The 25,933-nt window shown below is 38.2% G+C and carries 26 protein-coding genes; 16 read left to right on the top strand and 10 right to left on the bottom strand.

Features of this window, described 5'->3' with window-relative positions; genetic code table 11:
* Positions 1-170 precede the first annotated feature (170 nt).
* The gene (locus AC6CH7_RS12040; protein WP_498262947.1) at positions 171-518 is read left to right on the top strand and encodes a transposase; all 348 of its coding nucleotides are present in this window, start codon (positions 171-173) and stop codon (positions 516-518) included.
* Positions 519-537: 19 nt separating this feature from the next.
* Here AC6CH7_RS12040 and bla read toward each other — a convergent pair whose 3' ends face one another.
* Entirely contained in the window at positions 538-1,260 is a 723-nt protein-coding gene (gene bla / locus AC6CH7_RS12035; protein WP_498262946.1) for a BlaB/IND/MUS family subclass B1 metallo-beta-lactamase, read from the bottom strand.
* 80 nt (positions 1,261-1,340) lie between these two features.
* Between bla and AC6CH7_RS12030 the strand changes: the two genes are divergently transcribed.
* The 3 genes from AC6CH7_RS12030 to AC6CH7_RS12020 all read left to right on the top strand — a co-directional run bounded on the left by AC6CH7_RS12030 (position 1,341) and on the right by AC6CH7_RS12020 (position 2,917).
* On the top strand, positions 1,341-1,775 hold the full coding sequence (locus AC6CH7_RS12030; RefSeq protein ID WP_498262945.1) for a hypothetical protein: 435 nt from the start codon (positions 1,341-1,343) through the stop codon (positions 1,773-1,775).
* A 179-nt stretch (positions 1,776-1,954) separates the two neighbouring features.
* On the top strand, positions 1,955-2,269 hold the full coding sequence (locus AC6CH7_RS12025) for a 7TMR-DISMED2 domain-containing protein (protein WP_498262944.1): 315 nt from the start codon (positions 1,955-1,957) through the stop codon (positions 2,267-2,269).
* Between the two features lie 390 nt (positions 2,270-2,659).
* Positions 2,660-2,917: a helix-turn-helix domain-containing protein gene (locus AC6CH7_RS12020; RefSeq protein WP_498262943.1), complete on the top strand. Its 258-nt coding sequence runs from the start codon at positions 2,660-2,662 to the stop codon at positions 2,915-2,917.
* Here AC6CH7_RS12020 and AC6CH7_RS12015 read toward each other — a convergent pair.
* The 3 genes from AC6CH7_RS12015 to AC6CH7_RS12005 form a co-directional block, all read right to left on the bottom strand.
* Positions 2,884-3,117, bottom strand: a complete 234-nt coding sequence (locus AC6CH7_RS12015) for a sigma factor (RefSeq protein ID WP_498263097.1) — start codon at positions 3,115-3,117, stop codon at positions 2,884-2,886. The two genes, AC6CH7_RS12020 and AC6CH7_RS12015, sit on opposite strands and share 34 nt — an antisense overlap.
* Before the next feature lie 18 nt (positions 3,118-3,135).
* Positions 3,136-3,336, bottom strand: coding sequence for a sigma-70 factor domain-containing protein (locus AC6CH7_RS12010; RefSeq protein ID WP_498262942.1), 201 nt, complete (start codon positions 3,334-3,336; stop codon positions 3,136-3,138).
* Positions 3,337-3,430: 94 nt separating this feature from the next.
* Positions 3,431-4,015, bottom strand: a complete 585-nt coding sequence (locus AC6CH7_RS12005; protein WP_498262941.1) for an RNA polymerase sigma-70 factor — start codon at positions 4,013-4,015, stop codon at positions 3,431-3,433.
* Between the two features lie 126 nt (positions 4,016-4,141).
* Between AC6CH7_RS12005 and AC6CH7_RS12000 the strand changes: the two genes are divergently transcribed.
* The 5 genes from AC6CH7_RS12000 to AC6CH7_RS11980 all read left to right on the top strand — a co-directional run bounded on the left by AC6CH7_RS12000 (position 4,142) and on the right by AC6CH7_RS11980 (position 13,177).
* Positions 4,142-5,296 (top strand): FecR family protein, encoded by a 1,155-nt coding sequence (locus AC6CH7_RS12000; RefSeq protein WP_498262940.1) that lies wholly within the window; start codon positions 4,142-4,144, stop codon positions 5,294-5,296.
* 196 nt (positions 5,297-5,492) lie between these two features.
* The gene (locus AC6CH7_RS11995) at positions 5,493-8,894 is read left to right on the top strand and encodes a TonB-dependent receptor (RefSeq protein WP_498262939.1); all 3,402 of its coding nucleotides are present in this window, start codon (positions 5,493-5,495) and stop codon (positions 8,892-8,894) included.
* Between the two features lie 18 nt (positions 8,895-8,912).
* Positions 8,913-10,811, top strand: coding sequence for a RagB/SusD family nutrient uptake outer membrane protein (locus AC6CH7_RS11990; protein ID WP_498262938.1), 1,899 nt, complete (start codon positions 8,913-8,915; stop codon positions 10,809-10,811).
* A 44-nt stretch (positions 10,812-10,855) separates the two neighbouring features.
* Positions 10,856-12,058, top strand: a complete 1,203-nt coding sequence (locus AC6CH7_RS11985) for a DUF5000 domain-containing lipoprotein (protein ID WP_498262937.1) — start codon at positions 10,856-10,858, stop codon at positions 12,056-12,058.
* 9 nt (positions 12,059-12,067) lie between these two features.
* A complete protein-coding gene (locus tag AC6CH7_RS11980; RefSeq protein WP_498262936.1) occupies positions 12,068-13,177 on the top strand; it encodes a DUF4998 domain-containing protein in 1,110 nt (369 codons plus the stop codon).
* Between the two features lie 65 nt (positions 13,178-13,242).
* Here AC6CH7_RS11980 and AC6CH7_RS11975 read toward each other — a convergent pair whose 3' ends face one another.
* On the bottom strand, positions 13,243-14,421 hold the full coding sequence (locus AC6CH7_RS11975; RefSeq protein WP_498262935.1) for a formylglycine-generating enzyme family protein: 1,179 nt from the start codon (positions 14,419-14,421) through the stop codon (positions 13,243-13,245).
* A gap of 382 nt (positions 14,422-14,803) precedes the next feature.
* Here AC6CH7_RS11975 and AC6CH7_RS11970 point away from each other — a divergent pair, with 382 nt between their 5' ends.
* Entirely contained in the window at positions 14,804-15,097 is a 294-nt protein-coding gene (locus AC6CH7_RS11970; protein WP_498262934.1) for a sulfatase-like hydrolase/transferase, read from the top strand.
* Between the two features lie 22 nt (positions 15,098-15,119).
* Positions 15,120-16,505: a sulfatase-like hydrolase/transferase gene (locus AC6CH7_RS11965; protein WP_498262933.1), complete on the top strand. Its 1,386-nt coding sequence runs from the start codon at positions 15,120-15,122 to the stop codon at positions 16,503-16,505.
* A gap of 2 nt (positions 16,506-16,507) precedes the next feature.
* Here AC6CH7_RS11965 and AC6CH7_RS11960 read toward each other — a convergent pair whose 3' ends face one another.
* From AC6CH7_RS11960 to AC6CH7_RS11945, 4 genes are all read right to left on the bottom strand, one after another.
* Complete coding sequence (locus tag AC6CH7_RS11960) at positions 16,508-17,173, bottom strand: sugar phosphate isomerase/epimerase family protein (protein WP_498262932.1); 666 nt, start codon at positions 17,171-17,173, stop codon at positions 16,508-16,510.
* Between the two features lie 295 nt (positions 17,174-17,468).
* Positions 17,469-18,335, bottom strand: a complete 867-nt coding sequence (locus AC6CH7_RS11955) for a LamG-like jellyroll fold domain-containing protein (protein ID WP_498262931.1) — start codon at positions 18,333-18,335, stop codon at positions 17,469-17,471.
* 60 nt (positions 18,336-18,395) lie between these two features.
* Positions 18,396-19,493 carry a hypothetical protein gene (locus tag AC6CH7_RS11950; protein ID WP_498262930.1) on the bottom strand — a complete coding sequence of 366 codons (1,098 nt, stop codon included), beginning with the start codon at positions 19,491-19,493 and terminating at the stop codon, positions 18,396-18,398.
* A 26-nt stretch (positions 19,494-19,519) separates the two neighbouring features.
* Positions 19,520-20,152: an ABC transporter ATP-binding protein gene (locus AC6CH7_RS11945; protein ID WP_498262929.1), complete on the bottom strand. Its 633-nt coding sequence runs from the start codon at positions 20,150-20,152 to the stop codon at positions 19,520-19,522.
* 145 nt (positions 20,153-20,297) lie between these two features.
* On the opposite strand from AC6CH7_RS11945, the gene AC6CH7_RS11940 reads away from it, so the two are divergent.
* From AC6CH7_RS11940 to AC6CH7_RS11925, 4 genes are all read left to right on the top strand, one after another.
* Entirely contained in the window at positions 20,298-20,744 is a 447-nt protein-coding gene (locus AC6CH7_RS11940) for an energy transducer TonB (RefSeq protein WP_498262928.1), read from the top strand.
* Positions 20,745-20,787: 43 nt separating this feature from the next.
* Positions 20,788-21,156 (top strand): hypothetical protein, encoded by a 369-nt coding sequence (locus AC6CH7_RS11935; RefSeq protein ID WP_498262927.1) that lies wholly within the window; start codon positions 20,788-20,790, stop codon positions 21,154-21,156.
* Between the two features lie 69 nt (positions 21,157-21,225).
* Positions 21,226-23,532: a TonB-dependent receptor gene (locus AC6CH7_RS11930; protein WP_498262926.1), complete on the top strand. Its 2,307-nt coding sequence runs from the start codon at positions 21,226-21,228 to the stop codon at positions 23,530-23,532.
* Positions 23,533-23,543: 11 nt separating this feature from the next.
* Complete coding sequence (locus tag AC6CH7_RS11925) at positions 23,544-24,824, top strand: sialidase family protein (protein ID WP_498262925.1); 1,281 nt, start codon at positions 23,544-23,546, stop codon at positions 24,822-24,824.
* A gap of 4 nt (positions 24,825-24,828) precedes the next feature.
* On the opposite strand, the gene AC6CH7_RS11920 is transcribed toward AC6CH7_RS11925, so the two are convergent.
* Entirely contained in the window at positions 24,829-25,563 is a 735-nt protein-coding gene (locus AC6CH7_RS11920; RefSeq protein ID WP_498262924.1) for a hypothetical protein, read from the bottom strand.
* Positions 25,564-25,648: 85 nt separating this feature from the next.
* Here AC6CH7_RS11920 and AC6CH7_RS11915 point away from each other — a divergent pair, with 85 nt between their 5' ends.
* Complete coding sequence (locus AC6CH7_RS11915; protein WP_498262923.1) at positions 25,649-25,864, top strand: hypothetical protein; 216 nt, start codon at positions 25,649-25,651, stop codon at positions 25,862-25,864.
* Positions 25,865-25,933: the final 69 nt, after the last annotated feature.

The following is a 25,933-nucleotide window of genomic DNA, read 5'->3' as shown; positions in this document are numbered from 1 at the left end:
CAATCAGTAGGTTCACGTATTTATTTTTGTTAAATATCTTTGATTATAAGATGCCAAAAACTTTCATATTGATGCTCAAATCCAAAAAAACTTCCAATTTTTTAACCCTATAAGCTACCATTAAAACGTCCCTAACGTTTAATATAAGGATTACCTAAATAACTAAAGTTATGGAACATAATGCCGGAGAGATTGTTGAATTAGCAGTTCGACGACAAAACGTAAATATTAGTGAATTATCCAGGCGTTTACATGTAAACAGACGAACCTTGTATAATTGGTTTCGGCAAAAGAAGCTTCATACAGATGTGATTTTCGAAATCGGAAAGGTCATAAATTATGACTTTTCACATGATTTCGAAGGCGAACTTAATGGTTTTGGTTTTAAAGAAGAATTTACGGTTCCTAAAAACGACATTCAATCTGACCATCCGGGATCAGTTTATTATTGGATGGAAAAATATATTGCCTTACTGGAAGACTATAAAAAATTAGTAAGAAAAAGCTCTTTATCTTGATAAAGGGCTTTTTTTGTTTCTATTGCTTACTATTAGTCAGTAAATTTAAGGTGTGATCCAAAGCATCCACGTGATCCCAGTTCTGATGACCAGTGACCACAAATTTTGGATTCGGAAACTTTTGCTTGATCTTATTTATTGTTAGCGCCCATTGGCCAAGATTGGCCTCTTCAGTATTGCCTAAATCTTTAGCATCAGTACTTTTCACCAGGCAGCCCCCATAAAGTACTTTTTCCTTTTCAAACCAAACAACAATGTTGTCTTTGGTATGACCTTCTCCTGCATAATATGTACTGAGCTTGTATTGACCAAGCGTTATTGTCGTATCACTTTTAAAAGTAAATTCTGCACGTTTCTTATTGCTTTCTTTTAAAATTTGATCAGTTTGATCAGTTGTAAACGTTTTAGCACCACTATTCCTTAAAAAATCTAACCCTCCAGCTCTATCCTCATGTGAATGCGTGGCAACCTCAATTTTAACAGTTTTATTATGTTTGATTTTTATGCTATCAAGCAGGGGTTGGAACTGTGAGGAATCCCATGGAGCATCTATCATGATAACTCCATCACTGGTAACTACATACATGCCGTTTGCTGGAGTAATAGTACCTTTATAGGAATTATAAGATGTGAAAATATAAAAGTCGCCAGTTAAATGGGAAATTTTTAAACCAGGATTTGATTGTCCAAAAATATTTGAAACGAAATAAACAGAAAGAAGGAATGTGAATAGGTAGCGCATAATTAATATCATATATAGACATGAGGGTAAACGTTATTTTGATAAAAAAATTTTAAATTGCACCATTAGAAATCCAGAGAATGAAAACATACATTTTACTAATATTGTTTTGCTTAGGTGTTAATACATTAGCGAACGCACAAAAAAAAATTCCAACTGCTCAAGAATTGACTGTTAAAAATATAGATGAGCTGAATGAAAGGTTGGAATTGAGCCCAACTCAGAAAAGTGTGATATATAATTACGTATTTGATATGTATCGCCAGCAACTGGAGCTGGTGAAAAAGCAGCAGGCAGGTTCGTCTAAAGAAGAAGATGTCACTAAATTTTATAAGTTTCAAAATGAAACAAATGATAATATTAAAAATATTTTAAAAGGAGATCAGATAGCTGAATTTGATAAATTACAAGAAGAACGTTTAAACGGAGATAATAAGAAAAAGAAGGGAAAAAAGGGGAAAAATAAGGAGGAAGAACCAGTAACTGGTATATCTGGTCTTAAATTGCAAAATTAACAGTTGTTAACCGTTCCTTTTTTATTGAATTTTTCTTTACATCTTAATGTTGAAATAATTCAGCGGCTAATGACCAATCCCTCATGCGATTTTTTACTTTAATCCTGTTATTATCCCTTTCATTATCTTCGGCTGCAAGAGAACATATAATTAAAGTTGACCAACAGGATTATATTAATATGGGCAAGAAATTGGTTTACCTTGAAGATGCAACAGGCAAACTTAATTTTAAAGCTATTAAGGATCTATATCAGGCAGGTGAATTTAAACTCTCTAAAGAAAGTATACTTAATTTTGGTAATAGTAAACCTACCTTTTGGATAAGGATAGTCTATCAAAACAACACAGGTTCAGGCAGTTTTCTTGTAGTTGATGCACCAAATCTGGAATTTGTTGATTGTTATGCCATGGGCATTAATGGAAGTGTACAAGTAATAAGATCTGGGAGCCTTAGTAAGAAAACTAAAGGCGTTATAGCGAATAATAATTATTAAACCCAACTGCTGCAAAAAATGCAATAGAAAGCGGAGAAGATGATAAACACCAGATGAATACGATTGGGGCCGCTAACGAATCGGGAACTGGTCTTGGGCCACAGTTATGTCGAGAGTACATGAAGGCAAATGGGAGTCAATTGCAGCAAGAGACTGTCGGCAATGAGGTTGAATTGTATTTTTTCTTAACTGGTAGCAGTTCAACTGCATAATCAGCTGTTTACATATGGTAATTTTTTTCGCAAATAGTTGTTCATTTGCCTCATAACTCTTCACGAAAGCAATTGGTAGGAATTAAGCTTCCGCATTCTAACTAGGTAAAAGGTTGTTTTATAGTTGTTTTTTTATTTGGTACTATAACTGACATATTCTTAAATATAAAGTACACCTATGAAAAATCATCGCAGACATATAAAATCTCGTTTCTTAAGAGTAAGTGTAGATCTGGAAGAATATAAAGAACAGGTCCGTTCTATCAAGTTAGCCAAAGCCATTAAGAATGTGTTGAACTTGCGTCAGATATCCGTAGAGGAATTTGCAATGATAATGGGGAAAGATAAATCAGTGATCAATAAATGGTTAAGCGGAACATATTGTTTTAGTTTAAGCACCCTCTATGAAATAAGCGAGGGGCTAGGCATTTTGTAAAGCGCAAAACCATTACTAATCTTAAGATCACTTTTGCGCTTTAGCAATTTATAATAGGTATTGAAGAAGTTTCTTTGTTTAAAGCGGGAAGCAGCGTTGATTAAGCCTATATTACCCTCATTTATAATATCATTCAGGCAAACGCCGATTCCAAGGTGCCTTTTAGCAACTGAAACAACAAAACGAAGATTAAGACGGATAAGCTTGTCAAGCGATCCTTAATCACCGGTTTTAATCTTTATTGCCAATTCAACCTCTTCCTCAATTTTAGCCAAAGGTATTTTTTCTAACTCATTAAAATAAGGTCTTGTAATGTCGTCGCGATTTGTTATTAACCGCTCAATTTTAATTGCTCTAATTGTCCTGTTTAATGAAAGCAAATTTATGAATGTCAGTGTGTTAATGAATGGTGATGGCATTTTTCAGTAAATTCTCCTGTTTACGAAGTGTACACAATTTATTATTTTAATCTATGGCTGTGTTTTATCTCAAGGCAAAATATTATTCTTGAGCCTAAGAATTTAAACGAGATAATCCTTCAAGAACAATTAGGATAACAGATACATCTTTTAATGAAAAACGTAAATGTCTAAGCGCGTATGTAATCTGATTTTCTACAGTACGTTTAGAAATACATAATTCGTTTGCTATTTCCTCATTGCTTAGCAACTGTCTGCGGCTCATCAAAAAAATCTGCCTGCATCTTTGGGGCAGGTGAGCCAGATAAGAATCCACCTCCAATTCCATCTCCTTGTTGATTAAGTTGTTATAACCCTCGTTTTGGGAAGTACAGTCGTTATAAACACCATCTTCCATACTTTCCTTATAATCAATTGGGTATATTTTACTGGTAGCCATATGCCTGTACACTTTATATCGGGCTGCAGAGGTTAGGTAGGCTTTAAAAGACTGCACCTGAAGTGTATGTCGGCCAGACCAAAGTGTGATAAATATATCATGAACAATTTGCTCGCAAACAACCGGATCCCTTATATAGGAATACGCAGTGCTGTAAATTTTAGCTGAGTAGCGGTGAAATAATGCAGCAAAAGCCCGCTCACTATTTCCTTGAATAGCTTCCCACAGTTCATGGTCCATAACGACACTAGGTTGGTTTAATTTGGTAGTCACTAAGCTATACATTTTAAAATAAAAAAAAATAATTTTTAAAAGTATGTGTGTGCCAATCATAATTATACACTATACAGTTACCAACTATAAACCATGACAAAAGAACAATACGTTTTGTTGTATGAAAAGTACACATTAGGTATTTGCACTGAAGAGGAAAAAAAACTCTTTGCGCAATACAATGATGAATTTTCTCTTGATAACGCTCCGTGGGATGAAGATAAACTGGGAGATGAAAAGCAAGTGTCAGAAAGAATGTATAAGCGATTTCACGATGAAATCCATCCCAGGCATCGGCTTAAGTGGTTCAACAGACATAAGTTTTCTGCCGCTGCTGCTATTCTTATAATGCTAGGTATTGGCGTTTATTTATCCATAAATCCATCACTAAAGTCTAACTCTGCGTCCACAGCTGTAGCCCTACAGAAAAAAAGCATTCCTCCTGGTGGTAAAAAAGCTGTATTAACCTTACATGATGGTTCCCAAATAATACTTGACAACTCTCAAAATGGAATAGTTGCAAACCAGGCAAATACGGTAATTACAAAAACCAAAGATGGACAGGTAATTTATAACTCATCCCAATCAAGCTCTTTAGACCCTAAATCTGTTCCATACAATTCTATTAGTACACCAAGGGGTGGAGAATATCAGCTTTTATTGCCAGATAATACAAAGGTTTGGCTTAATGCAGAATCTACGATAAAATTTCCTGCTGTTTTTTGTGGAAAGGAACGCAAGATTGAATTATCCGGAGAAGCATATTTTGAAGTGGCTTATAACCAGGAAATGCCATTCAGAGTATTAATAGAGGGTACTGAAATAGAAGTATTGGGTACTCATTTTAACGTAAATGGTTACAAAGACAGAGCTGATGTAAACACTACGTTATTAGAAGGCTCTGTAAAGTTAAAGAATAGTAAAAAAGAAGCAATGTTGAAGCCAGGTCAATCTGGCATCTCTTCAGCAACCGGCGGGATGAAAGTTAAGAATGTGGATGTAGAAGATGCTGTTGCCTGGAAAAATGGATACTTCGTATTTCAGGATGAAGACATCTATAGCATCATGGCAAAAGTCGCCCGTTGGTATGATGTTGATGTTGAATTCAGAGGTAACCTGAAGGATAAAGGTTTTTTTGGTAAAGTTAACCGCTACGATAATATAAGTGAGTTACTAAAAAACATGGAGTTAACAAGAGAAGTTCAATTTAAGATCGAAGGAAGGAGGGTTGTTGTTATGGCAAAATAAGTACACTCTCAAATCATAACAGTTACCCTACTAAAAAGCCCCGGGTGTTCGAAGCACCTGGGGCATTGTGCCAGAGGTAATTTAAATCAATTCGCGTAAACCAATTATAATTAAAGCTGACATTCAAATGTATAAATTTTATAATGTAATCCCTTGCGGTAATAAACCCCGCATGCCATTTAAATTCCTTTTAGTAATGAAGCTAATTTGTATATTAATGATCACCACCTTTATACATGCTTATGGCTCTACTTATGCCCAGAAAATAAGCTTAAATAAAGAAAAAGCCTCTTTACAAGAGATTTTTGATGACATAAGAACACAAACGGGATATAGTTTTATTATCAGTTCAAGTCTATTAAAACAGTCTGCACCAGTTAGTATTAAGGTAAAAAACGTTTACCTCAAAGAAGCTTTAGATAAGTGCTTTACGGGCCAAAGTTTAACCTATGTCATCAATGGAAAAACAATAGTGGTACAAGAGCCACCTGCTATTGTTAAACCTGTAAATATAGTGCCAGAACCCAGGGAGGATATTAAAGGAACAGTTCGCGATTCTCTCGGTGTAATGCCCGGTGTATCCGTAACAATAAAAGGTTCAAAAAAAGGGACCACAACAGACGAGAATGGTAAATACATTCTTGACATTCCTAACGATGATGCGATCCTTATATTTTCAATGGTAGGCTTCCAGACTCAGGAAATACCGGTAAAAGGAAAGAACGTAATTAATGTAACGCTTAAATCGTCCGATAATGGTTTGGATGAGGTTGTAGTAGTCGCTTTTGGTAAGCAAAAGAAAACCGACATGGTTGGTTCTGTTACCTCAATAAAACCGTCGGAATTAAAGGTGCCTTCAAGTAACCTTACCACTGCTTTAGCCGGTAAGGCCGCGGGTATTATAGCCTATCAGCGAAGTGGAGAACCAGGTGCAGATAATGCCGAATTCTTTATTCGTGGTGTTACCTCTTTTGGATATAAAAAAGACCCACTTATTTTGATAGATGGAATTGAGGTTGCTACAACTGATCTTGCCCGTTTACAGGCCGATGATATTTCTAGTTTTTCAATTATGAAAGATGCTACAGCCACTTCATTATACGGAAGTAGGGCTGCAAACGGTGTTATTTTAATCGTTACTAAAGAGGGAACAGTAGGGAAAGCCGCTATAAGCGTACGTCTGGAGAACTCAGTTTCAGCACCGACAAGCAATGTTGAAATTGCAGATCCCATCACCTATATGCGTCTAAATAATGAAGCCGTACTTACACGAGATCCCTTAGGCGTTTTACCCTACACAGATCAAAAAATAGACAATACCATTGCTGGTATAAATCCATACATGTATCCCGCTACAGATTGGAAAAAGGCTCTTTTTAATGATTATACCATGAACCAGCGCGCAAATTTAAACGTAAGTGGAGGCGGTGGTGTAGCCCGATATTTTATTGCTGGTTCCTTTAATCAGGATAACGGTATTTTGAAGGTCGATAATAGAAATAACTTTAATAGTAATATTGATTTAAAGAGTTATACACTACGTTCTAATGTGAATGTAAACCTGACTAAAAGTACAGAAGTGATCGTTAGAATGAGCGGTAGTTTTGATGATTATACAGGGCCTATTAGCGATGGTGCTTCTATTTACAGAAGGGTAATGCGCACCAATCCGGTATATTTTCCTGCCTATTACCCTGTTGATGAAGATCATTCATATGTGAAACATATTATGTTTGGTAATTATGATGATGGAAGTGGCAGCTACCTTTTAAATCCTTATTCGGAACTGGTAAAGGGGTATAAAAACTCTTCCAGATCAATGATGTCTGCCCAGTTTGAAGCCAAACAAGAGCTTTCCGGCATTATACCGGGATTAAATGTGAACGCACTGCTTAACATTACCAGAAATAGTTTCTTTGATGTTAGCAGAAGTTATAGCCCATTTTGGTACCAGGCTGGCTCTTACGACAAACAAGCCAATACCTATAAAGTAGAGCTTTTGAATGAACTGGCGGGAACCGAATACCTTGACTATAATCCTGGGAGCAGAACCGTAAGCTCTAAATTCTATATGCAGGCCTCGCTTAATTATAACCGTACCTTCTCAGAAAAGCATTCCTTAAGTGGCCTATTTGTATATATGCTCCGCAATGAATTAACCGGGCAATACAGCGATCTTCAATCTTCTTTACCTTTTAGGAACATTGGATTAGCTGGCAGGGCCACCTATGGATACGATAACCGATATTATTTCGAAATGAATTTCGGATATAACGGATCAGAGCGATTCTACGAAACCAATCGCTATGGCTTCTTCCCATCAGCCGGTGCTGCATGGAATATTTCTAACGAGAAGTTCTGGGAGCCAATGAAAAACGTTATTTCTAAATTTAAGCTTAGAGGAACCTATGGTCTTACAGGTAATGATGCCATTGGATCTGCAACTGACCGGTTTCTATACCTCTCAAATGTGAATATGAATGACGCCGGAAGGGGTGCCGTTTTTGGCCGTGATAATGGCTATTCAAGAAATGGCATCTCCCTTTCCAGATATGCAAATGAAGCCATAACCTGGGAAACAGCTAAAAAAACAAATGTGGCTGTAGAGTTAGAATTTTTTAGAGACTGGAGCCTGGAGGTAGACTTTTTTAAAGAACACCGTACCGGTATTCTGATGACCAGAACGGCCACACCAGCAACTATGGGTTTATCGGCTCAGCCTAAAGCTAATTTAGGCGAAGCCGAAGGGAAAGGTGTTGATATTTCATTGAACTATACGCATTCATTCAGTAGTGGCCTATGGTTGCAAGCTATGGGTAACTTTACCTACGCGGCCAGTAAATACCTGAAATTTGAAGAGCCTTACTACGATGAAGCACCATGGAAACGTCATGTAGGGTATTCACTTGGCCAACAATGGGGTTATATCGCAGAGCGGTTGTTTGTTGACGATGAAGAAGCACGTCGTTCACCAAAACAATTTGGAGAATATGGAGGTGGAGACATTAAATATTATGATGTAAATGGTGATGGTCAGATTACTTCACTTGATCAGGTGCCTATTGGTTATCCTGTAACACCAGAAATAACCTATGGTTTCGGCTTTTCAGTGGGGTATAAAAGCTTCGATTTTTCGGCTTTTTTCCAAGGTCTTGGCAGAGAATCCTTTTGGATAGACACCAAAGCTACTGCTCCGTTTGTATCATACCTTTATGACAATGAAACGCTAAACGGTAAACCTCAAAATCAACTATTAAAAGCATATGCGGATAGCCATTGGTCTGAAGACAATCAGAATACTTATGCCTTATGGCCAAGGTTAAGTACTACCTCGGTAGGGAATGAGAATAATTCAGTTACAAGCACATGGTTTATGAGAAGTGGTTCCTTTTTACGTGTAAAACAAATGGAAATTGGTTATACCGTACCAGATAGGCTAGCTCGTAAAATAAGCCTCAAAAAATTCAGGGCTTATGTTAATGGAACCAATCTTTTCTCTTTTAATGGATTCAAATTATGGGACATAGAGATGGCAGGAAATGGTCTTGGCTATCCGGTACAGCGAGTATTTAACTTAGGAATACTGGCAAGTTTTTAAAAATAATATTATAAACAGATGAAAAAATCGATAAACATAGCTTTTATTCTTGTTACCGTTTGCATGCTGGGTTCCTGTAAAAAGTTTTTAGACATAACTCCTGATAACATAGCCACTATAGAGTATGCATTTCGCTTAAGAAGCACTGCCGAAAGGTATTTGTTTAGTTGCTATAACTATATGCCGGCATTGGGTAATTTTGATAACAATGCAGCTAACGCCGCCGGCGATGAATTCTGGCTGGTGCCAACAAGCGGAGTAAATGCATGGAAAATAGCACGTGGTGCTCAAAATAAAGTGAATTCTTATATGAATTACTGGCAGGGTGTCAATGGAGGTAAAGATCTTTATCAGGGCATTCGGGAATGTAATATCTTTTTGGATAACATTAATAAAGTACCCGATATGGAGTCTCTTGAAAAGGCGCGATGGGCTGCTGAGGTTAAATTTCTAAAGGCATATTATCACTATTACATGCTCCGTATGTATGGCCCCATTGCTTTGGTTAAGGTAAATATACCGGTAGATGCACCCGTTGATCAGGTTTACCCACTAAGATCACCTGTTGATTCCTGCGTAAATTATATTGTTCAGCTATTGGATGAGGCAGCGCCTGACCTTCCTGAAAAGATTGAAAATGAAGTTTCTGAACTTGGGCGAGTTAGCAAAGCCATCGCGCTCAGTGTTAAAGCTGAAGTATTGGTTACAGCTGCAAGTCCATTGTTTAACGGGAATCCGGATTATACCGGATTTAAAGACCCAGAAGGACACCTGCTCTTTAGTTTGGTATATGATGTTTCAAAATGGGAGCGGGCTGTCCAGGCAACAAAGGCAGCGGTGGAGCTTACCGAATCATTAGGGCATAAGCTTTACACCTTTAACCCGGCCTTTTTTCAATATAAAGTCTCCGATACTATTAAAGTCCAAATGAACATCCGTAATGCCATTACAGAGAAATGGAACCCTGAAATTATCTGGGGAAACACCAATAGTCTGGCCGGCAGTATACAAGCAGCTGCTACTCCCAGAGGACTAGATCCCAGGTATACATCGAATGGCTCAACTGTGGGCAATATTGCGCCCCCTTTAAAGATAGCTGAGATGTTTTATAGTGAAAACGGAGTGCCTATTAAAGAAGATAATACTTATGATTATGCAGGGCGTTTTAACCTAAAGAAGGTACCAGCTCAAGACAATAAATATCTTCAGGAAGGTTATGTAACCGCTTCGTTAAACTTTAATCGGGAACCACGCTTTTATGCGGATCTGGGTTTTGATGGTGGAATCTGGTACGGACAAGGCTTTTTTGACGATAAGGCAAGCATGTTATTTGTAGCCAGTAAAAAAGGGCAGGCAGCAACAGCGCAAAATGAAGGAAGTTATTCCGTTACAGGATACTGGCCTAAAAAACTAGTCAATTTCAATAATGTAATTGCTGCTACAACCTATACCAGTCAAACTTATCCATGGCCAATGATTCGTTTGGCAAGTGTATATCTTCTCCATGCAGAAGCAATGAACGAAGCATATGGACCCAGCGAAGACGTATATAAATACCTTAACTTAATAAGAGCAAGAGCCGGGCTACATACCGTACAAGATTCGTGGACTAATTACTCAACTAACCCTACTAAATATCAGAATAAAGATGGCTTACGCGAAATTATCCACAGAGAACGACTTATTGAAATGGCATTCGAAGGCCACCGCTTCTGGGATTTACGAAGATGGAAAGAAGCAGCCGGGGAGCTTAATAAGCCAATTACAGGCTGGGATTTAAGTCAGGAAGATGCCGCTGATTATTACCGTGAACGTGTAATATTCAATCAAACCTTTAGTACCCGCGATTATTTATGGCCACTACCAGAGAGCGAGTTATTAAGCAATAAAAGAATTAACCAAAATCCCGGCTGGTAATGATGCGGAATCTAAGAAATGTTTCAAATAATAAAACTGTAATTATGTTTAAATATTTATTATCAGTTTGTCTGATGATTTTAATCATATCAGGCTGCAAAGAAATTGCAACTGAACCGCTAGATAAGGGCGATGCTGCCCCCGGTCCGGTAAAAAATGTTCAGGTTAAAAGTATACCGGGTGGTGCAGTAATTACTTACGCAAGACCCGAAAACATGCTTTACGTTAAGGCTACTTATTCTATTAGAGAGGGGGTAGAAAAGGAGGTAAAAGCCTCATATTATAAGGATAATCTTACCATAGAAGGATTTCCTGATACAAAAGAACATGAGGTGAAATTATACGCGGTGAGCCGCGGAGAAACAATCTCAGAACCGGTAATAATAAAAGTAACGCCACTAACTCCTCCAGTTCAAAGTGTATTTAAATCTTTACAGTTGGAAGAAGTATATGGAGGTGTAAGACTTTGGTTCACAAATGAGGCACAAGCCGATGTAGTAATCAATCTATTGGTGTTGGATTCTATCGGTGACTTTGTTCCTGCCGATATTTTCTATACTAAAAGAAAGGAAGGGTATGTTACTTCTCGTGGTCTAGCTCCAGTAAAACGGAAGTTTGCCGCTTTTATTCGTGATCGCTGGAATAACCACTCCGATACTTTGCAAATTGATCTTACTCCTTTGTTTGAAAAGCAATTGGATAAATCGAAATTTAAGGAAGTACGGCTGCCAACCGATACATACGAGCAACACTGTTGCGGAACGGGCATGGTAAACTTATGGGATAATAGCTGGAATAGCGGAAATGTATTTCATACCAAGCCAGGTACAGGATTAGCACAATGGTTTACTTTTGATTTGGGAGTTGAATCGGATCTAAGTCGGTTTAAGTTTTATCATCGTTTAGGTGATGGCCAACAGTCAACAAATGGTGCATATGCCGGTGGAGATCCTAAACTATTTGAATTATGGGGTAGTAATGAACCAAATTTAGACGGCTCCTGGGGTAGCTGGACATTAATCGGAGAATTCGAATCCGTAAAACCTTCAGGTTCGCCTCAGGGCACAGTAACCGGCGAAGATTTTCTATATGCGGTGGTAAATGGAGAGGAATTCGATATTCCGCCTGGAACCCCTTCTTTTAGATATATAAGATGGAGAACCAGCAAAGTATGGGGAGCATTGGATCATCATTACATCGCTGAACTCACTTTTTGGGGAAATGATAAAAGTAATCTCATTAAATAAAAAACAATCATGGGCTTAAAACTCAAGTACTATATAACAATAACTGCAATTTTAATCTTATTTGGCGCATGCAGTAAAATGGACTCCACCTATGTAGATTTCACAAAGAAGGGGTCAATTACCTATGTAGGATCTGCAGATTCTGTAAAGGTTCATTCAGGCAAGAACCGGATGAAATTAAGCTGGAAATTAATAGATCCTACTGCTACAAAGGCCGTAATCTATTGGAACAACAAAAGTGACTCACTTTCGGTGCCAATTGTAACATCGAATGAATCTAATATTGTGGATTTATGGCTAAATGACATGGCTGAAGGTTCTTATTCATTCGATATCTATCTATTTGATAAGAATAATAATAAATCAATTATGGTAAATGCAATAGGGCAGGTATATGGTAGTAATTACATAGAGTCATTACTTGCCAGACCGATAAAACGCGCAATTTATGAGAAAGATACTGTTCAAATAACATGGGGGACACCTGATGCGACCGTAATTGGCACAGAGGTAAAATATACCGACAAGCAAAATGTAGAACACGTTTTGAATATTCCTGTAGATTCCATAACTACTAAACTGGTACAGTTCAACTTTAGTCAAAATGAAACATTTGAATACCGGACCCTATATGTGCCCGACTCTCTATCAATTGACACATTTTATACGGTTACTAAAACTGTGAAAGCTACCGGCCCTCCAGTAGAATACAACAGAAGTACCTGGACTAGCGGAACAGAAGATTATGATATTCCATCCGGACGTACGCCGCAAAATGCACTAGATGGAAAGACCTCAACGGTTTGGCATATGGATAAAACTCACGGCTATCCGCATACTGCTTCATTTGATATGGGTACAGTTAATTATGTAACTGGATTATTTTATGTTCAGCGTACTCCTTTAGATGGGGCAGCTAAATTGGTTGAAATTCAAGTTAGTACGGATAACGTAACATGGAATTCCCTAGGTGCATTTACTATGGAAAACTCCGGGACAAAGCAATACCTCGAGTTTTTTGAACCCCGTAACTTTAGGTACTTTAAAATGATATTTAAATCAGATTATAAAAATGGACTATTTACTGCTATAGCAGAAATAGGAGCGTATAAGAAATAGTATATCAGAAGTTTATCAGAGGGTGTCAAAAATAAATATAAGTTTGGCACCCTCTTTTTTAGGGTTTATTTTTTTGATGCAGATTCCGATCTTACGCATCTGAAACCTGTATTTTGCAGGCCGGTATCAGGCGATGACTTCATTCTGGCTGCTACTCTATAACCTTTACAATACGAACTGTTACACATAAATGAGCCTCCGCGCGTTACTTTCTTAGGAACGGTAGGTTCATCCGGATCAAAACTTTTATCAGGACCTTTAGGGTTGGTAACAGTTTTATCTTTCTGCGTGTCATAGTAATCATTAGTATACCAGTCCGACACCCATTCCCAAACATTGCCCGCCATATCGAATAAGCCGTATCCGTTAGCAGGGAATGATCCGGTAGGGGCTAAACCGTGAAAGCCATCCCAATCCGTGTTTTTGTCTGGAAAGCTTCCCTGCCAGGTATTCGCTTTTGGTTTTCCACCCTCAATTTGTTCATTTCCCCAAGGATATATTGTGCTTTTTTGCCCACCGCGTGCGGCATATTCCCACTCAGCCTCTGTTGGCAATCGTTTACCAGCCCATTTAGCATAAGCATTTGCGTCTTCCCAGCAAACCTGGGTAACAGGATAACTGTCTTTTCCTTTTAAATTACTTTTAGGCCCCTCAGGATGCTTCCAGTCGGCTCCGGGTGTCCACGCCCACCATTGCGATGCATCGTGCAAAGGAACAGGTCTGGTGGGCGGATTAAATGTAAGTGAAGCGGCTACCAATAAATCCTCTGATGGTTTTGGTGTGCCTTCAGGTAATTGCTTTTTGATTTCTTCCCAATCTGGTTTTCGCTCAGCAACTGTTTTATAATCAGTTGCTTTAACAAAAGCAGCAAACTGCGCATTGGTAACTTCTCTTTCATCCATCCAGTAGCCATCTAGTTTAACCTCATGCGAAGGATATTCATCGGCACGTCCTTCTTTATCGGCAGCACCCATTAAAAATGTACCGCCGGGAATCCATTTCATTCCTTTAACTGATCCGTGTGAATTTGATGATAACAATGAGTCTTGTTTGTTTTGTACCGATAGACCATACCTGCTAGGTAAATTGTCTGAACAAGACTCATCAGCGGTTTTAACACTTTCAGATTTATTTGCCTGACTGCAGGATAGTCCGATAACGAGTGGCAATAAAAGGAGGGTTATTTTGCCGCTATAAGTTTGGGCAAATAAATGAGATATTTTTTTTAAATTAACTTTGTTCATTTTACAAATACCACTCGCAACTAAGTAGTCGTCGTTGGTTTTTTTCAGATTAGGTGATTGTATGATTTTATACAACGAAGATAACCAATTAATGCCGATGTTTTTTTACTATTATTATTAGTATTCTTGTTTGTCCCTGCAAACGCTTATCAAAATTATATTTGGCCAAATGAACCTAGCTAGAGTTTAGCTTTTTGAATTTGTGATAAGTAATTAAAAATCAAATTAGTTATATATTTTATATGAATAAAATAATTATATTGAAATAGGCCCGTATCCAACATTTTATCCATCAGATTCTTTACATGATTTTAGATAAAATAGCTGAGATTTCGCTTATTCATTGATATATTAGCGCTGCAACCAACCTAATTTATCAAGTATGTTTTTGGAAAAATCCTTCTTTGTTTTTGGCCTTTTAACATCGGTAGCCATAACCGCGTTTACTTATTCGGCTAATGAAAAAGTAGACGTTAAACCTAAAAAAGATATGAGACCGAACATTGTATTGATCATCGCTGATGACCTTGGTTATTCGGATATAGGTTCATATGGAGGTGAAATAAAAACCCCAAATCTCGATTATCTGGCGTTTCAGGGAATCAGATATAAGCAGTTCTATAATACTTCCCGTTGCTGCCCCTTCAAGAGCCGCATTACTTACTGGAGTATATAACCATAATGCAGGTATAGGTGAAATGACTACAGATAGGCATGTAGATGGCTATCGTGGTGCATTAGGTACCGATGTAGTTACCCTGGCTGAATTGCTAAAAGATGCAGGTTACAGAACTGCAATGTCTGGAAAATGGCATGTGTCCAATACCGTTGAGCAAGTAACACCTGAAGCGCAGCTCGACTGGCTTAATCATAAAACTGAACATCCGTTATTTTCACCTCTTGAACAATACCCTACAAACAGGGGGTTCGAAAAGTATTTCGGCACACTTTGGGGGGTGGTAGATTATTTTGATCCATTCAGTTTGGTTAGTGGAACAACCCCAATTAGAAGTGTGCCTGAAAACTATTATCATACTGATGCTATTAACGATAGCGCTGCTACCTACATAAAAAATTTCAGTAAAGGAAGCCAACCATTTTTCTTGTATGTAGCCCAAAATGCACCTCACTGGCCTTTACAGGCGAAGCCCGAGGATATTGAAAAATATCAAGACACTTATAAAGGTGGCTGGGATGTAATAAGAGAAGCCAGGTATGACAGAATGGTTAAAATGGGAATAATTGATCCTAAAACAACAAAGCTGTCTCCACGCATCAACAACGAACTTAAGTGGGAAAATAATCCAGATAAGGAGTGGGGAGCAAGGGCAATGGCGGTGCATGCTGCAATGGTCGACGAAATGGATCAGGGAATCGGAAGGATAATAGATGCATTAAAAAAATCAGGAGAGTTAGATAATACCCTTGTTATTTTTTTAAGCGATAACGGGGCGAGCCCTGAAGATTGTTCAAAATACGGTAAAGGATTCGATAGACCGGGTCAAACAAGAGAGGGGAAGGAGATTATCTACCCTGTAAATAAAAAAGTACTGCCGGGGCCACAAACCACTTTTGCATCAATAGGGCAAAGATGGGCCAATGTAGCCAATACACCTTATCAATACGCTAAAGAACAATCATACGAAGGTGGTGTCCGTACCCCAATGATTGCCTTTTGGCCCAATGGAATAACTGCAAAGAAAGGTGCTATGAGTAATCATGTAGGGCATGTAATGGATTTTATGGCTACCTTCATCAATATAGCCCAGGCAAAATATCCGTCTGTATATAAAGGAAAATCAATTAAACCAATTCAGGGTTTAAGCTTAACTCCTTCATTTAAAGGCCAAGAAAATGGCGGACATGAATTTCTGTTCAATGAGCATTTTAAAGCACGGTACGTACGTTCAAGGCAGTGGAAACTGGTTTCCTTATCCAAGGATTCTATATGGCACCTTTATAAGACACAGAATGATGAAACAGAGCTAAATGATCTTGCTGCCAAGTTCCCTGAAAAAGTAAAGGATTTAAGTGACAGATGGCATAAATGGGCCATAGATAACCACGTTTTACCTAAAAAGTAACATCAGCGTGTACCATCACAAACACCATTGAAATACCCAATCGATTCTGCTATTCCGGCCAATGGGTCTTTCATATCTTTTTCGTACTCTAAACTGCAAGAGCCTGTATAATTTATCTTTCTTAGCATTTTTACATACGCTGGAATGTCAATTATACCACGACCAAGCTCACATGTGCTGCCATCTTTTGTGGCTGCAGTTACATTCTTTAAGTGCATATCAAAAATGCGTTTGGAAAACTTCTGGAAATCAGCCACCGAATCGCGCCCGTCTCTTTTGTTGTGCCCCATATCAAAGCATATCCCTACGCGATTATCAAGGTTTTTGATGAGGTTGTAAATACTTTCAGCACTTGGATATAATTTATCTTCAGGGCCATGGTTATGGATGGCGTAACGAATGTTATATTCTTTTGTTTTTTGAGCCACATAATCCAGATCCGCATGCAAGGGAATGCCTATAACCAAATCAACACCAACTCTTTTGGCGTAATCAAATGCATCGTCAATTTCCTGCTTCGTTTTGGTGTATATAGGTCCTACAGCATAGCCTGTTACACCATTCTCCCTAAGCTTAGCATGAAATGTAGCAATTTCTTCAGCAGTACTTTTGTAAGGCAGATGAAAGTCTTTAATACACAAGTAATGCACATCAACCTTTTTCATCATTTTAAGTGATTCATCCAGATTGAAATTAATAAAGCTATAACCGGCAATACCCAGTTTAAATGGATCAGTCTTTCCTTTATCAGATTCCAGTTTAAATGGCTCGGCATAAACAGAGGGTATGCTGGCTAGGGTAGTTGCAGCTACCTCTATAATCCTTTGTGCAAAAAGCTTCTTCTTGTAGTCATAATGGTTTCACTAGTTTCCGAATTTAGTGTTTAAATTCATTTAGATCAAACTTCGGCGAACGAAAATACTTCGCTTTTCAGCGAAAACGTTTGCGTAAAGTTTAATCTGGTTAATCAATAATATCGTACATTTTTTTGAGTCCTTTTGCAGTTCTATTTAACTCCTGATCACCTAAGGGACGATCATAAAGCAGAAACCTTGAGATCTCGCCAATAAAGGATTCCGTACCGGGGTGCTCAATAGCATCACGTTCCTGTCCAATGGAAAGCTTTGATGAATTTGCCAGTTTATTAACAGGGAAGGGATGGCTAACAACAGGCAAAGCCCCATTATTTAAGTACAATGAAAGCGTAACAGTATCAGTTCCTTTACCCATCCTGCCCATTAAAAGATAATATTTGTCGAAATCAAGTACAGAATTGGCTGTAACTTTAGGATTGTTGTTATCCCAGCGGCCAAAGGTTATTCCATTTCTGCTGCCCATCCAAATACTATTGTTGTCATTAAGGCCTGCCCAAATACCTTCATAATTTCCGCCGTTCTTTAAATTGCCAAAAAAGGAATTTACATCTTTTAACTCTCCTGATTGTTTTGCGGCCTTTAAAATGCAAAACCAGGTATATCCATTTCCTGTAAGTAAATGATCAAATGCATCTTCATCATGAGCCACAAGTTCCTGTTTGTTAAAAACAATTGTATTGTGTCCGTTTAGCTCAGAAAGCTCATTTCTTAAAGATGGCATCCCGGAACCTTTGACTTTTCGCCCTTCATCTCTTTTCACAAACTCCTTAACCGGGGGTACCAAAGCCTGATTAGTCCATTTTTCAACTCTATTGTCTTTGTTTACATCCACTCCCTTATCAGCATCCAGATCAACAATTAATCCCTTTTTCGGAATGTTTGACGGCGATTTGATCAGTACGAATCCACATAAAACAGATGTCAATAATAATAAGATGAAAGCTATTCTATTCATTGCCTGTATTTGTTAACCGATGTTAAATTAAAGATTTAAATCTTGCATCAAGATAAATAATTAATCAATCAGATTTTTATTAAGATAGTTTTTCTGGAAAACAAAGTATGCCACCGAAACAAAGACAGGAGGCAGCAGCCAGGTTATTCTGTATAGGATTATAACAAACACCAGGTTAAACAGCAGGAAAATCCAAATCAGATAATTTTTTATGTTTAAGCCAATCCAATAAAGTAAACTTCTAAATAAGATAAGGGTGCTAAAAACCTGTAGAAGAAGACTAACTGAATGTACTGAGAAATTACCTATAAACCATAGCAGCTCGGGGAGCATTAATATTAGATAGTTTAAAAGAGGCCCTGAAAACTGCTTTGATATGCTGTAAGGGAAATTTCGTGAGAAATAAAGATACTTCTGGTTAAAACGAAATTCATTGTAAATAAGTAAAGTATGCGCGGTTACGATCATTAATACCACTAAATTGGGGACGGCAGATTCATCCTTAATATCTGAGAAAACTGCAAATATCCCGATAATCAGTGTCCAGGAGATCGCTTTTGTAATCAGATAGGTGATTTTAAGTTTATCAAAAACAAAGAGTGTATATAAAAGAAAAAATGGCTTATTCCAGTTCCTCAATAACCTGATCAGGACAGTTTGCCTATCGACAGCTATCAGCCTGTTTGAGTGTCTTATATATATCACTGCACTAACAATTATTAGTGTTAACAGGTAAAGTAAAATAGCAACAGGAATAAGGTAATGACCAAAATTAAAGCCGATTATGCAGGCGAATACGGCATAGGTTATCAGTGGAAGGAATATGTTAAACTGCACATAAAACCAACTTTTAAATTGTTGCCATTTGCCGAATGAAGAAATGCTATGATATAGGAATTCGTTATTTCTTGCCGCCAACGCTGTGGTAACATATTGCCAGCTTTTGACGGCATAAATAAAAGCAGCCAAACAGAAAAAACCCATTATTACCGGGCTGCTTACCAACGACAGTGTAATCATCAAATTCCAAACCGTAAAAGCCCATATAGGAACACTCCCCAGTGTATTTATAAAAAAACAATAACAAAGTATTGTACCAAACAGGAAAATCAACATTCCAGAATGCATGCGGTAAAAACCAGATGAGAAGATTTTCATCAATACATTAGTTAATGGCGATTGTCTCATTTCTCCATCGTAAGTGTTTGCTTATCTACTAGCAGTACCTGGGCTTTCCTTAATAGCACTTCATTTAGTGACTGATGTGAAGACAAAAGAAAAGTGGTGTTTTCTTCCTCATGCTTTTTCAATATCCATTGGCATAGTATGTCCAATGATTCCGCATCAATAGTAATCAAAGGCTCATCAAGCAGAATTATTTTAGGCCTACCTAAAAAAGCAAGCACTAAGGAGAGCTTTTTAAGCATTCCACTGGAATAGGAGCCCACTGCATTACTCAGGTAGTTCTCCATTTTCATACTTTCTATGAAATACAATTCCTGACCAGGGATTGCCTGTTTTGCTTTTGCAAATAAGGCAATCATTTCCCATCCGGTTAAAAACTCAGGGTAAATAGGTTCTGCATCGGCAAAGTTTACCATTTTTCGATAGGCAACACCGTCCTTTTTAACGCTCACGTTGTTCAATAATATTTCACCCTCAAAGAAGAGAAATCCACCAATAGACTTTAACAAAGTGCTTTTTCCAGAACCATTAATGCCTTTAATCCAATAGATACCAGGCTTAATTGTCAGATTTTCTATCTGTAAAATCGGATGATAACCATATGATTTTCGGAAGTTATTAAATTGCAGCATTCAGTTTACTTAAATTGTAATTGATGAACTTTTACCTTTTTTGGCACCAGACTAAACCATTAGAAGAATTGATAAGGGAAATGTTACACTTTAGATCCATTCAGATTAAACGATCTGAGAAAAAATTTTTATATTAGTTTCAAGTATGAAAACACGCTCTATTTTACTATTTCTAGCCTTGCCACTGTTAGGCTTTTCGCAAACCGATTCAAAGAAAGTTGATTCCAGTAAAGTTTACCAAAAAATGGTTGGGACAATGGATACCATCAATGTAATTAAATTTAATAAACTTCAATCTCCACCTCAATTTAAGGGAGGGATGCAGGGATTTGCAGCATATCTTAAAGAAAGTTTGGTTTATCCCGATAAAGCAAAAAAAAATGGCACCTCAGGAAGAGTTATACTTTCCTTTGTTGTTGAAATGGATGGGAAAATAACCAATGTGGTTGTAGAAAAAGGAATTGGCGATGGTTGCGATGAGGCTGCTGTAAAGGCCATTCAAAATTCTCCAGCCTGGATTCCGGGGGTATTAGATGGTCGCCCCGTAAGAGTAAAATACAATATCCCATTATCTTTCGGTGCAAAGAAATAAATATGTTGTTTAATATCGTATAAGCATTACCTTTGCTGCAATTATGTTCAGAGGCCTAATCGCTTTTTCCTTAATCTTCATGATGTTGGCTGCTAATTTTAGCAGATTCTTCATCTATGCGGGATTTGAGCTGAACAAGAATTACATCGCATCGGAACTTTGTGAGAACAGAGACAAGCCCATGATGCATTGCAACGGGAAGTGTTACCTGATGAAAAAGCTTAAGCAGGCCCAGGAGAAAGAAAAGAACCAAAGCCGTGCTGCTCAAAAAAGTCACTTTCAGGAAGCTCTGATCACCCGCAAAACAAACTTCAATTTTTTGCCCCAACTAACTAAAGTAATTAAACCTGTAGAACTGCCTTTTGCACTTCCAAGGCATTCAGCTGCTATATTCCATCCACCTCAGGCGTAATCAATACCTGCAACAGAATGTTACATTCTGATATTTCATGGAATAACAATTATACTTTAATTTTTTATAATGCACCTATTCAGATACTTATATATATCTATGGGGCTGGTTATGATGTTTTGTCATACGCAAGCTCAAGAACAGCCTATTAAAGGCCATATCTACGACTCTCAAACACGTCAGCCCTTAGCGGACGTTATTTTAACAACAAATACTGCAAGGCAAGTAGGCCGCTCGGATGCCAGAGGATACTTTGAAATCGATGGCGATCAGCCAGACGGACTAATAAAAGCGGCTTTACCCGGTTACAAATCGCAGGTCATTAAAATCAATCCCAATCAAAGTGAGCTGAATGTTCAGTTAGAAGCAGACGGAGTAAGCCTCAATGAAGTGAGGGTTGCAGGTTATAGTGAAAACAAAACGAGCAAAGAAACGGCAGGAGGAATATCGTTGATCACCTCAAGAGACATCAGCCGTGGAAGTGCAGTTTCCTTACAGCCTGCTTTAAACTCAATTCCCGGTGTTCGAATGGATCAAAGCACACTCTCAGAAGCCCGAATTTCAATAAGAGGTAATGGTGTACGTGCGTCTTACGGCATTCGTAACGTAAAGGTTTACGTAAATGAAATCCCGGTTACAGAAGCCGACGGTACTACCAGAATTGAAGCACTTGATGTAAACAGTATCGGCAGGGCGGAGGTGATAAAAGGCCCTGCTTCAAGTATCTATGGTGCAGGAACAGCGGGAGTTATTAACTTTCAATTACAGCGATCGCCATACCAGGAACAAAGCGTAGAAGCTTCTGCACTTGTTGGTTCTTATGGCTTACACCGTTTAGCCACCACCTACAAAAGCGGTGGAGATAAAGTGAATAGCTATGCTTCATATGGCTGGCAGGAATACGATGGCTATCGTGAGCATAGCAAAGATATGCGTAGATTTTTAACCGGGAATTTCCAGCTTTTTCCAAGCGATAAACGCATTATTACCTTAATGCTGAATAGAACAACACAGTACTCGCAAATCCCCGGCTCACTAAGTCAGGATCAGGTTGCTGCAAACCCAAAGCAAGCAAACGCTACAAATCTAGATAAAGCGGCCGGAAGATATCAGAACTGGACGAGGGTAGGTCTGGGGCAGCAATATCGTTTTAACGATCAGTTCTCTAACACCACAAGTGTCTTTACGTATTTCTACGATTTGAATCACCCACTTCCTTATGCATATATCCGTAATACATACCAAAGTTATGGTGGCAGAACCCGCTTTGCCTACGATCCTGGTTTTAGTCTTTTACCTACCAAATTTACTATTGGCGCTGAGTTTAACAGTGGTCTGACCAAAGGAACACAATATGTAAACAATCAGGGTAAAGAAGGAGCAATAAATTCTAATATTGATTATTGGAACACCCAATATTCGTTGTTTTATCAGTCTGAAACAGAGCTCGCACCAAAGACTACCTTAACTTTAGGTATTAGCTATAACAGGCTGAATTACGATGTTCGGGATTACCTGAAACCCAACCAGAGCGGCGTAAAAAAGTTTGACCCGCAAGCTACACCACGCATTGCTCTTAGCCACACTTTCAGTGATGCGATCAGCTTACATGCAAGTGTTAGTTCAGGGTTTTCTCCGCCTTCAAGTTCCGAAATAAAGAATGTAGATGGTGCTATCAATCCAAATTTGCAGGCAGAAAAAGGCTTGAACTATGAGTTTAATGCAAAAGGAAATCTCTTAAAATCTCGCCTGGAGTATGATCTTGCGTTATTTAAAATGGACATGAAAGGTGAGCTTATTGCCCAATCCATCCAGCAAGGCATCACCATCTATAATAATTCAGGTAAAACAAGCCATAATGGTGTAGAACTGTCGTTATCCTATCAGTTATTTAAAGCGCAAGACGATAGCCAGATTCTTAGCTTACGTCCATTTGCGGCAATAACCTATTCAGATTTTAAATTTAAAGACTATAAGACTTTAAATGTTCAAAATGAGGTCACAGCCACATACGATGGAAATGAACTAACAGGTATTGCACCTTGGACGGTAAATGCAGGGATAGATCTGGAAACCAAAAGCGGATTGTATTTCTACGGAAGCTATTTTTATAGTGATAAACTGCCGCTAAACGATGCGAATACAAGCTACAATCCATCTTATAATGTTGTAAATGCCAAATTGGGTTACAAGAAACAAGTAGTTAAACACCTTGAATTAAACGTTTACGCAGGTCTGGATAATATTTTGGATAAAAGCTACAGCTCCATTGTTTCGTTAAATGCAGCCAGCTTTAACGGAGGTCAGCCAGCATATTTTAATCCCTCGCCAAAACGAAATGGTTATGGCGGGTTAAATGTTAAATACATATTCTAACAATTACTAAAATGAACAGAATAATAACAATACTGCTTACAGGATTTATTTTTCTTGCAGCATGTAAGCAAACCCAAGACAAAGCTACAATTGGCACTTTAGCTACCCAGGGGGTAGCAGTAGGGGCTTACCTAATTCAGGATAGCAAAGGCAATCCGGTTCTTTGCTGGTCTGAACAGGAGGGTAAAGATTCTCTTTATCGGTTAAGATATGCAAGTTATAATGAACAAGCCAATACGTTTGGCAACCCAGTTACTGTTCCCGCTTCCGGCGGGATCAGTACATCCGCCGAAAGTATGGGGAAAGTAGCCTTTAAGGCAGATGGCACTGTGATCGCTGTGTACTCAAAGCGGTTTGCTAATGAAAAAAGCCCTTATGCAGGCGCTATTTACTACAGTTCCTCTACGGATAATGGCAAAACCTGGTCTGCATCAAAATTTCTACACTCAGATACAACGCACAGTTATGGACGCAGTTTTTTTGACATCACTACCTTAAAAGACGGAGAACTTGCTGCCGTATGGCTTGATGGGCGTTTTGGCAAAAGCATTAAAGGCTCGGCCTTATTCTTTACCAGAACAACCAAAGGCAAAGGATTTGGTGCAGATACCTGCCTGGAAAAAGGTACGTGTGAGTGCTGCAGAACAGATATTCTTACTGATAAAGCAGGGAATATTCATTTGGCTTACAGAAATATCACATTTCCAACTGGTCTTTCAGACAAACAGGTTCGGGATATGGGTTATAAGCTATCTACCGACAATGGAAAAACGTTTACTGCTGTGAAAACCATTAGTAACGACAATTGGCAGATCCAGGGCTGTCCGCATTCGGGCCCCTCACTTGCAGTTACAAGAGATGGTGTAAATGCTGTTTGGTTTACCGCAGGGGGCGGATCAGGTATCTATAAGGCCTCATTAAACAAGGCTCCGGATTTCAATAAGCGCAGGTTAATTACCGCGCAGGGCAGGCATCCTCAGTTAATCTCTCTAGTAAACGATGAACTGGCAATGGTTTGTGAAGAATTGAAAGATGAACCGGAAGCGAAACCAATGGCAATGAGGCACTCGCATGGAGGTATGACTATGAACCATGGACCGGCTGCAAATTCAAAAATAGTATTGAGAATCTTAGCGCCAGCGAAAGGCGGTAAAACTACCTCAATTACTGACGGGCAGCAGCCAGATCATCATGCAGTAATTACCTCTACAAATAATGGGGTGCTGGTAGCCTGGGTAAGAGAAAACAATGGGCGGTCAGAAATCTGTTATACCAAGGTACATACTGATTAAACCGTTATTTGTCGACTTCCGAAATGGCTTGTTTCAGACCAAGTACAACATCATCAGAACATCCCATTGAAGCAAAATTAATGGTATGATTCTGATCTGTTACTATCAATAATGGCATATTGTTAGTCTGATATGCTTTGGTAATAGAAGAGGCATCTATAAGTAGTTTAGTATAAAAGATAGGAGTCTGTTTTAATCCCTCAGCAACTTTATCTACCGTTTCATAAGTGATCAGTAAAACTTCCAGATTTTCTGGATTTTTTACTGATCTTATAACTTCGTTCACTTTATTATAATCTCCAGTTTCAAAACAGTTTGGATGCCAAAAAATCATTAGTATAGATTTTTTTTCCAGGGCATCAATATTCGTTTTCTTAGCCAACGGATCAAGATCCAATACAGACCCAACCCTCAACTTGGGGCTGGCCGGGCGTAAGGATATCTTTATGAGTTCAAATGTTTCCGCCTCCTTTTTAAGGTTCCTTTTTTCAATGATTTTTCTAAACTGGCTGTCCGAATCTTTTTTCTTCAAAACAATTCGATATTCCTTTCCCTGAAGCAAGTTAGCCACTTTCAGTGAATCAACTTTGTTTCCCTCCTCATCATACACATCCTTACTTTGATCTATCATCTTATTTAATTCAGAACCGTTCATGGTTACTGTTCCTAAAGTTGTTGTCTGAGCAAAAGTAATTGAAGAAATACTGAGTAATAAAGAAATTGGGAGCGCTATTTTCATTACTTATCTATTTGGTATTTACAAGGTAACAAAATTTCTTAAAACACTTTCATAATCAAAATGTTCTAAATACAAACCTTATATTATGAAATTCAAAAAAGCTGATCACTCAAAAACCTCCTTTGGATTTATAGCTGGACTTGCAGTTGGCATAGTTGTAGGTGTTTTATTTACCCAAAATAAAGCTGGTACAATCAAAAAAGAACAAATGAACAAGCAAGCCGACCTTGTTAAAACAGACGAAATAGCTGATCATCTTGCTTACCTTGGTCACCAAGCAGAGCAAAGCACATTAGATTAAAACTATTTTATCTACAAGTTGAGCAAAAATTTTCTTGTAATGGGTAATAAATAAAAGGAGGGCGGACTA

This window comes from Pedobacter sp. GQ55 (assembly GCF_059758925.1).
Note: the sequence above shows the minus strand (reverse complement) of the source record. Positions and strands in the feature narration are given on the sequence as shown.

What these genes read in the sequence shown, in the direction of transcription:
- AC6CH7_RS12040 (WP_498262947.1), top strand. Translation starts at nt 171, where the DNA reads ATGGAACATAATGCCGGAGAGATTGTTGAATTAGCAGTTCGACGACAA.
- bla (WP_498262946.1), bottom strand. Translation starts at nt 1,260, where the DNA reads ATGCGCTACCTATTCACATTCCTTCTTTCTGTTTATTTCGTTTCAAAT.
- AC6CH7_RS12030 (WP_498262945.1), top strand. Translation starts at nt 1,341, where the DNA reads ATGAAAACATACATTTTACTAATATTGTTTTGCTTAGGTGTTAATACA.
- AC6CH7_RS12025 (WP_498262944.1), top strand. Translation starts at nt 1,955, where the DNA reads ATGGGCAAGAAATTGGTTTACCTTGAAGATGCAACAGGCAAACTTAAT.
- AC6CH7_RS12020 (WP_498262943.1), top strand. Translation starts at nt 2,660, where the DNA reads ATGAAAAATCATCGCAGACATATAAAATCTCGTTTCTTAAGAGTAAGT.
- AC6CH7_RS12010 (WP_498262942.1), bottom strand. Translation starts at nt 3,336, where the DNA reads ATGCCATCACCATTCATTAACACACTGACATTCATAAATTTGCTTTCA.
- AC6CH7_RS12005 (WP_498262941.1), bottom strand. Translation starts at nt 4,015, where the DNA reads ATGGACCATGAACTGTGGGAAGCTATTCAAGGAAATAGTGAGCGGGCT.
- AC6CH7_RS12000 (WP_498262940.1), top strand. Translation starts at nt 4,142, where the DNA reads ATGACAAAAGAACAATACGTTTTGTTGTATGAAAAGTACACATTAGGT.
- AC6CH7_RS11995 (WP_498262939.1), top strand. Translation starts at nt 5,493, where the DNA reads ATGAAGCTAATTTGTATATTAATGATCACCACCTTTATACATGCTTAT.
- AC6CH7_RS11990 (WP_498262938.1), top strand. Translation starts at nt 8,913, where the DNA reads ATGAAAAAATCGATAAACATAGCTTTTATTCTTGTTACCGTTTGCATG.
- AC6CH7_RS11985 (WP_498262937.1), top strand. Translation starts at nt 10,856, where the DNA reads ATGTTTAAATATTTATTATCAGTTTGTCTGATGATTTTAATCATATCA.
- AC6CH7_RS11980 (WP_498262936.1), top strand. Translation starts at nt 12,068, where the DNA reads ATGGGCTTAAAACTCAAGTACTATATAACAATAACTGCAATTTTAATC.
- AC6CH7_RS11975 (WP_498262935.1), bottom strand. Translation starts at nt 14,421, where the DNA reads ATGAACAAAGTTAATTTAAAAAAAATATCTCATTTATTTGCCCAAACT.
- AC6CH7_RS11970 (WP_498262934.1), top strand. Translation starts at nt 14,804, where the DNA reads ATGTTTTTGGAAAAATCCTTCTTTGTTTTTGGCCTTTTAACATCGGTA.
- AC6CH7_RS11965 (WP_498262933.1), top strand. Translation starts at nt 15,120, where the DNA reads ATGACTACAGATAGGCATGTAGATGGCTATCGTGGTGCATTAGGTACC.
- AC6CH7_RS11960 (WP_498262932.1), bottom strand. Translation starts at nt 17,173, where the DNA reads ATGATGAAAAAGGTTGATGTGCATTACTTGTGTATTAAAGACTTTCAT.
- AC6CH7_RS11955 (WP_498262931.1), bottom strand. Translation starts at nt 18,335, where the DNA reads ATGAATAGAATAGCTTTCATCTTATTATTATTGACATCTGTTTTATGT.
- AC6CH7_RS11950 (WP_498262930.1), bottom strand. Translation starts at nt 19,493, where the DNA reads ATGAAAATCTTCTCATCTGGTTTTTACCGCATGCATTCTGGAATGTTG.
- AC6CH7_RS11945 (WP_498262929.1), bottom strand. Translation starts at nt 20,152, where the DNA reads ATGCTGCAATTTAATAACTTCCGAAAATCATATGGTTATCATCCGATT.
- AC6CH7_RS11940 (WP_498262928.1), top strand. Translation starts at nt 20,298, where the DNA reads ATGAAAACACGCTCTATTTTACTATTTCTAGCCTTGCCACTGTTAGGC.
- AC6CH7_RS11935 (WP_498262927.1), top strand. Translation starts at nt 20,788, where the DNA reads ATGTTCAGAGGCCTAATCGCTTTTTCCTTAATCTTCATGATGTTGGCT.
- AC6CH7_RS11930 (WP_498262926.1), top strand. Translation starts at nt 21,226, where the DNA reads ATGCACCTATTCAGATACTTATATATATCTATGGGGCTGGTTATGATG.
- AC6CH7_RS11925 (WP_498262925.1), top strand. Translation starts at nt 23,544, where the DNA reads ATGAACAGAATAATAACAATACTGCTTACAGGATTTATTTTTCTTGCA.
- AC6CH7_RS11920 (WP_498262924.1), bottom strand. Translation starts at nt 25,563, where the DNA reads ATGAAAATAGCGCTCCCAATTTCTTTATTACTCAGTATTTCTTCAATT.
- AC6CH7_RS11915 (WP_498262923.1), top strand. Translation starts at nt 25,649, where the DNA reads ATGAAATTCAAAAAAGCTGATCACTCAAAAACCTCCTTTGGATTTATA.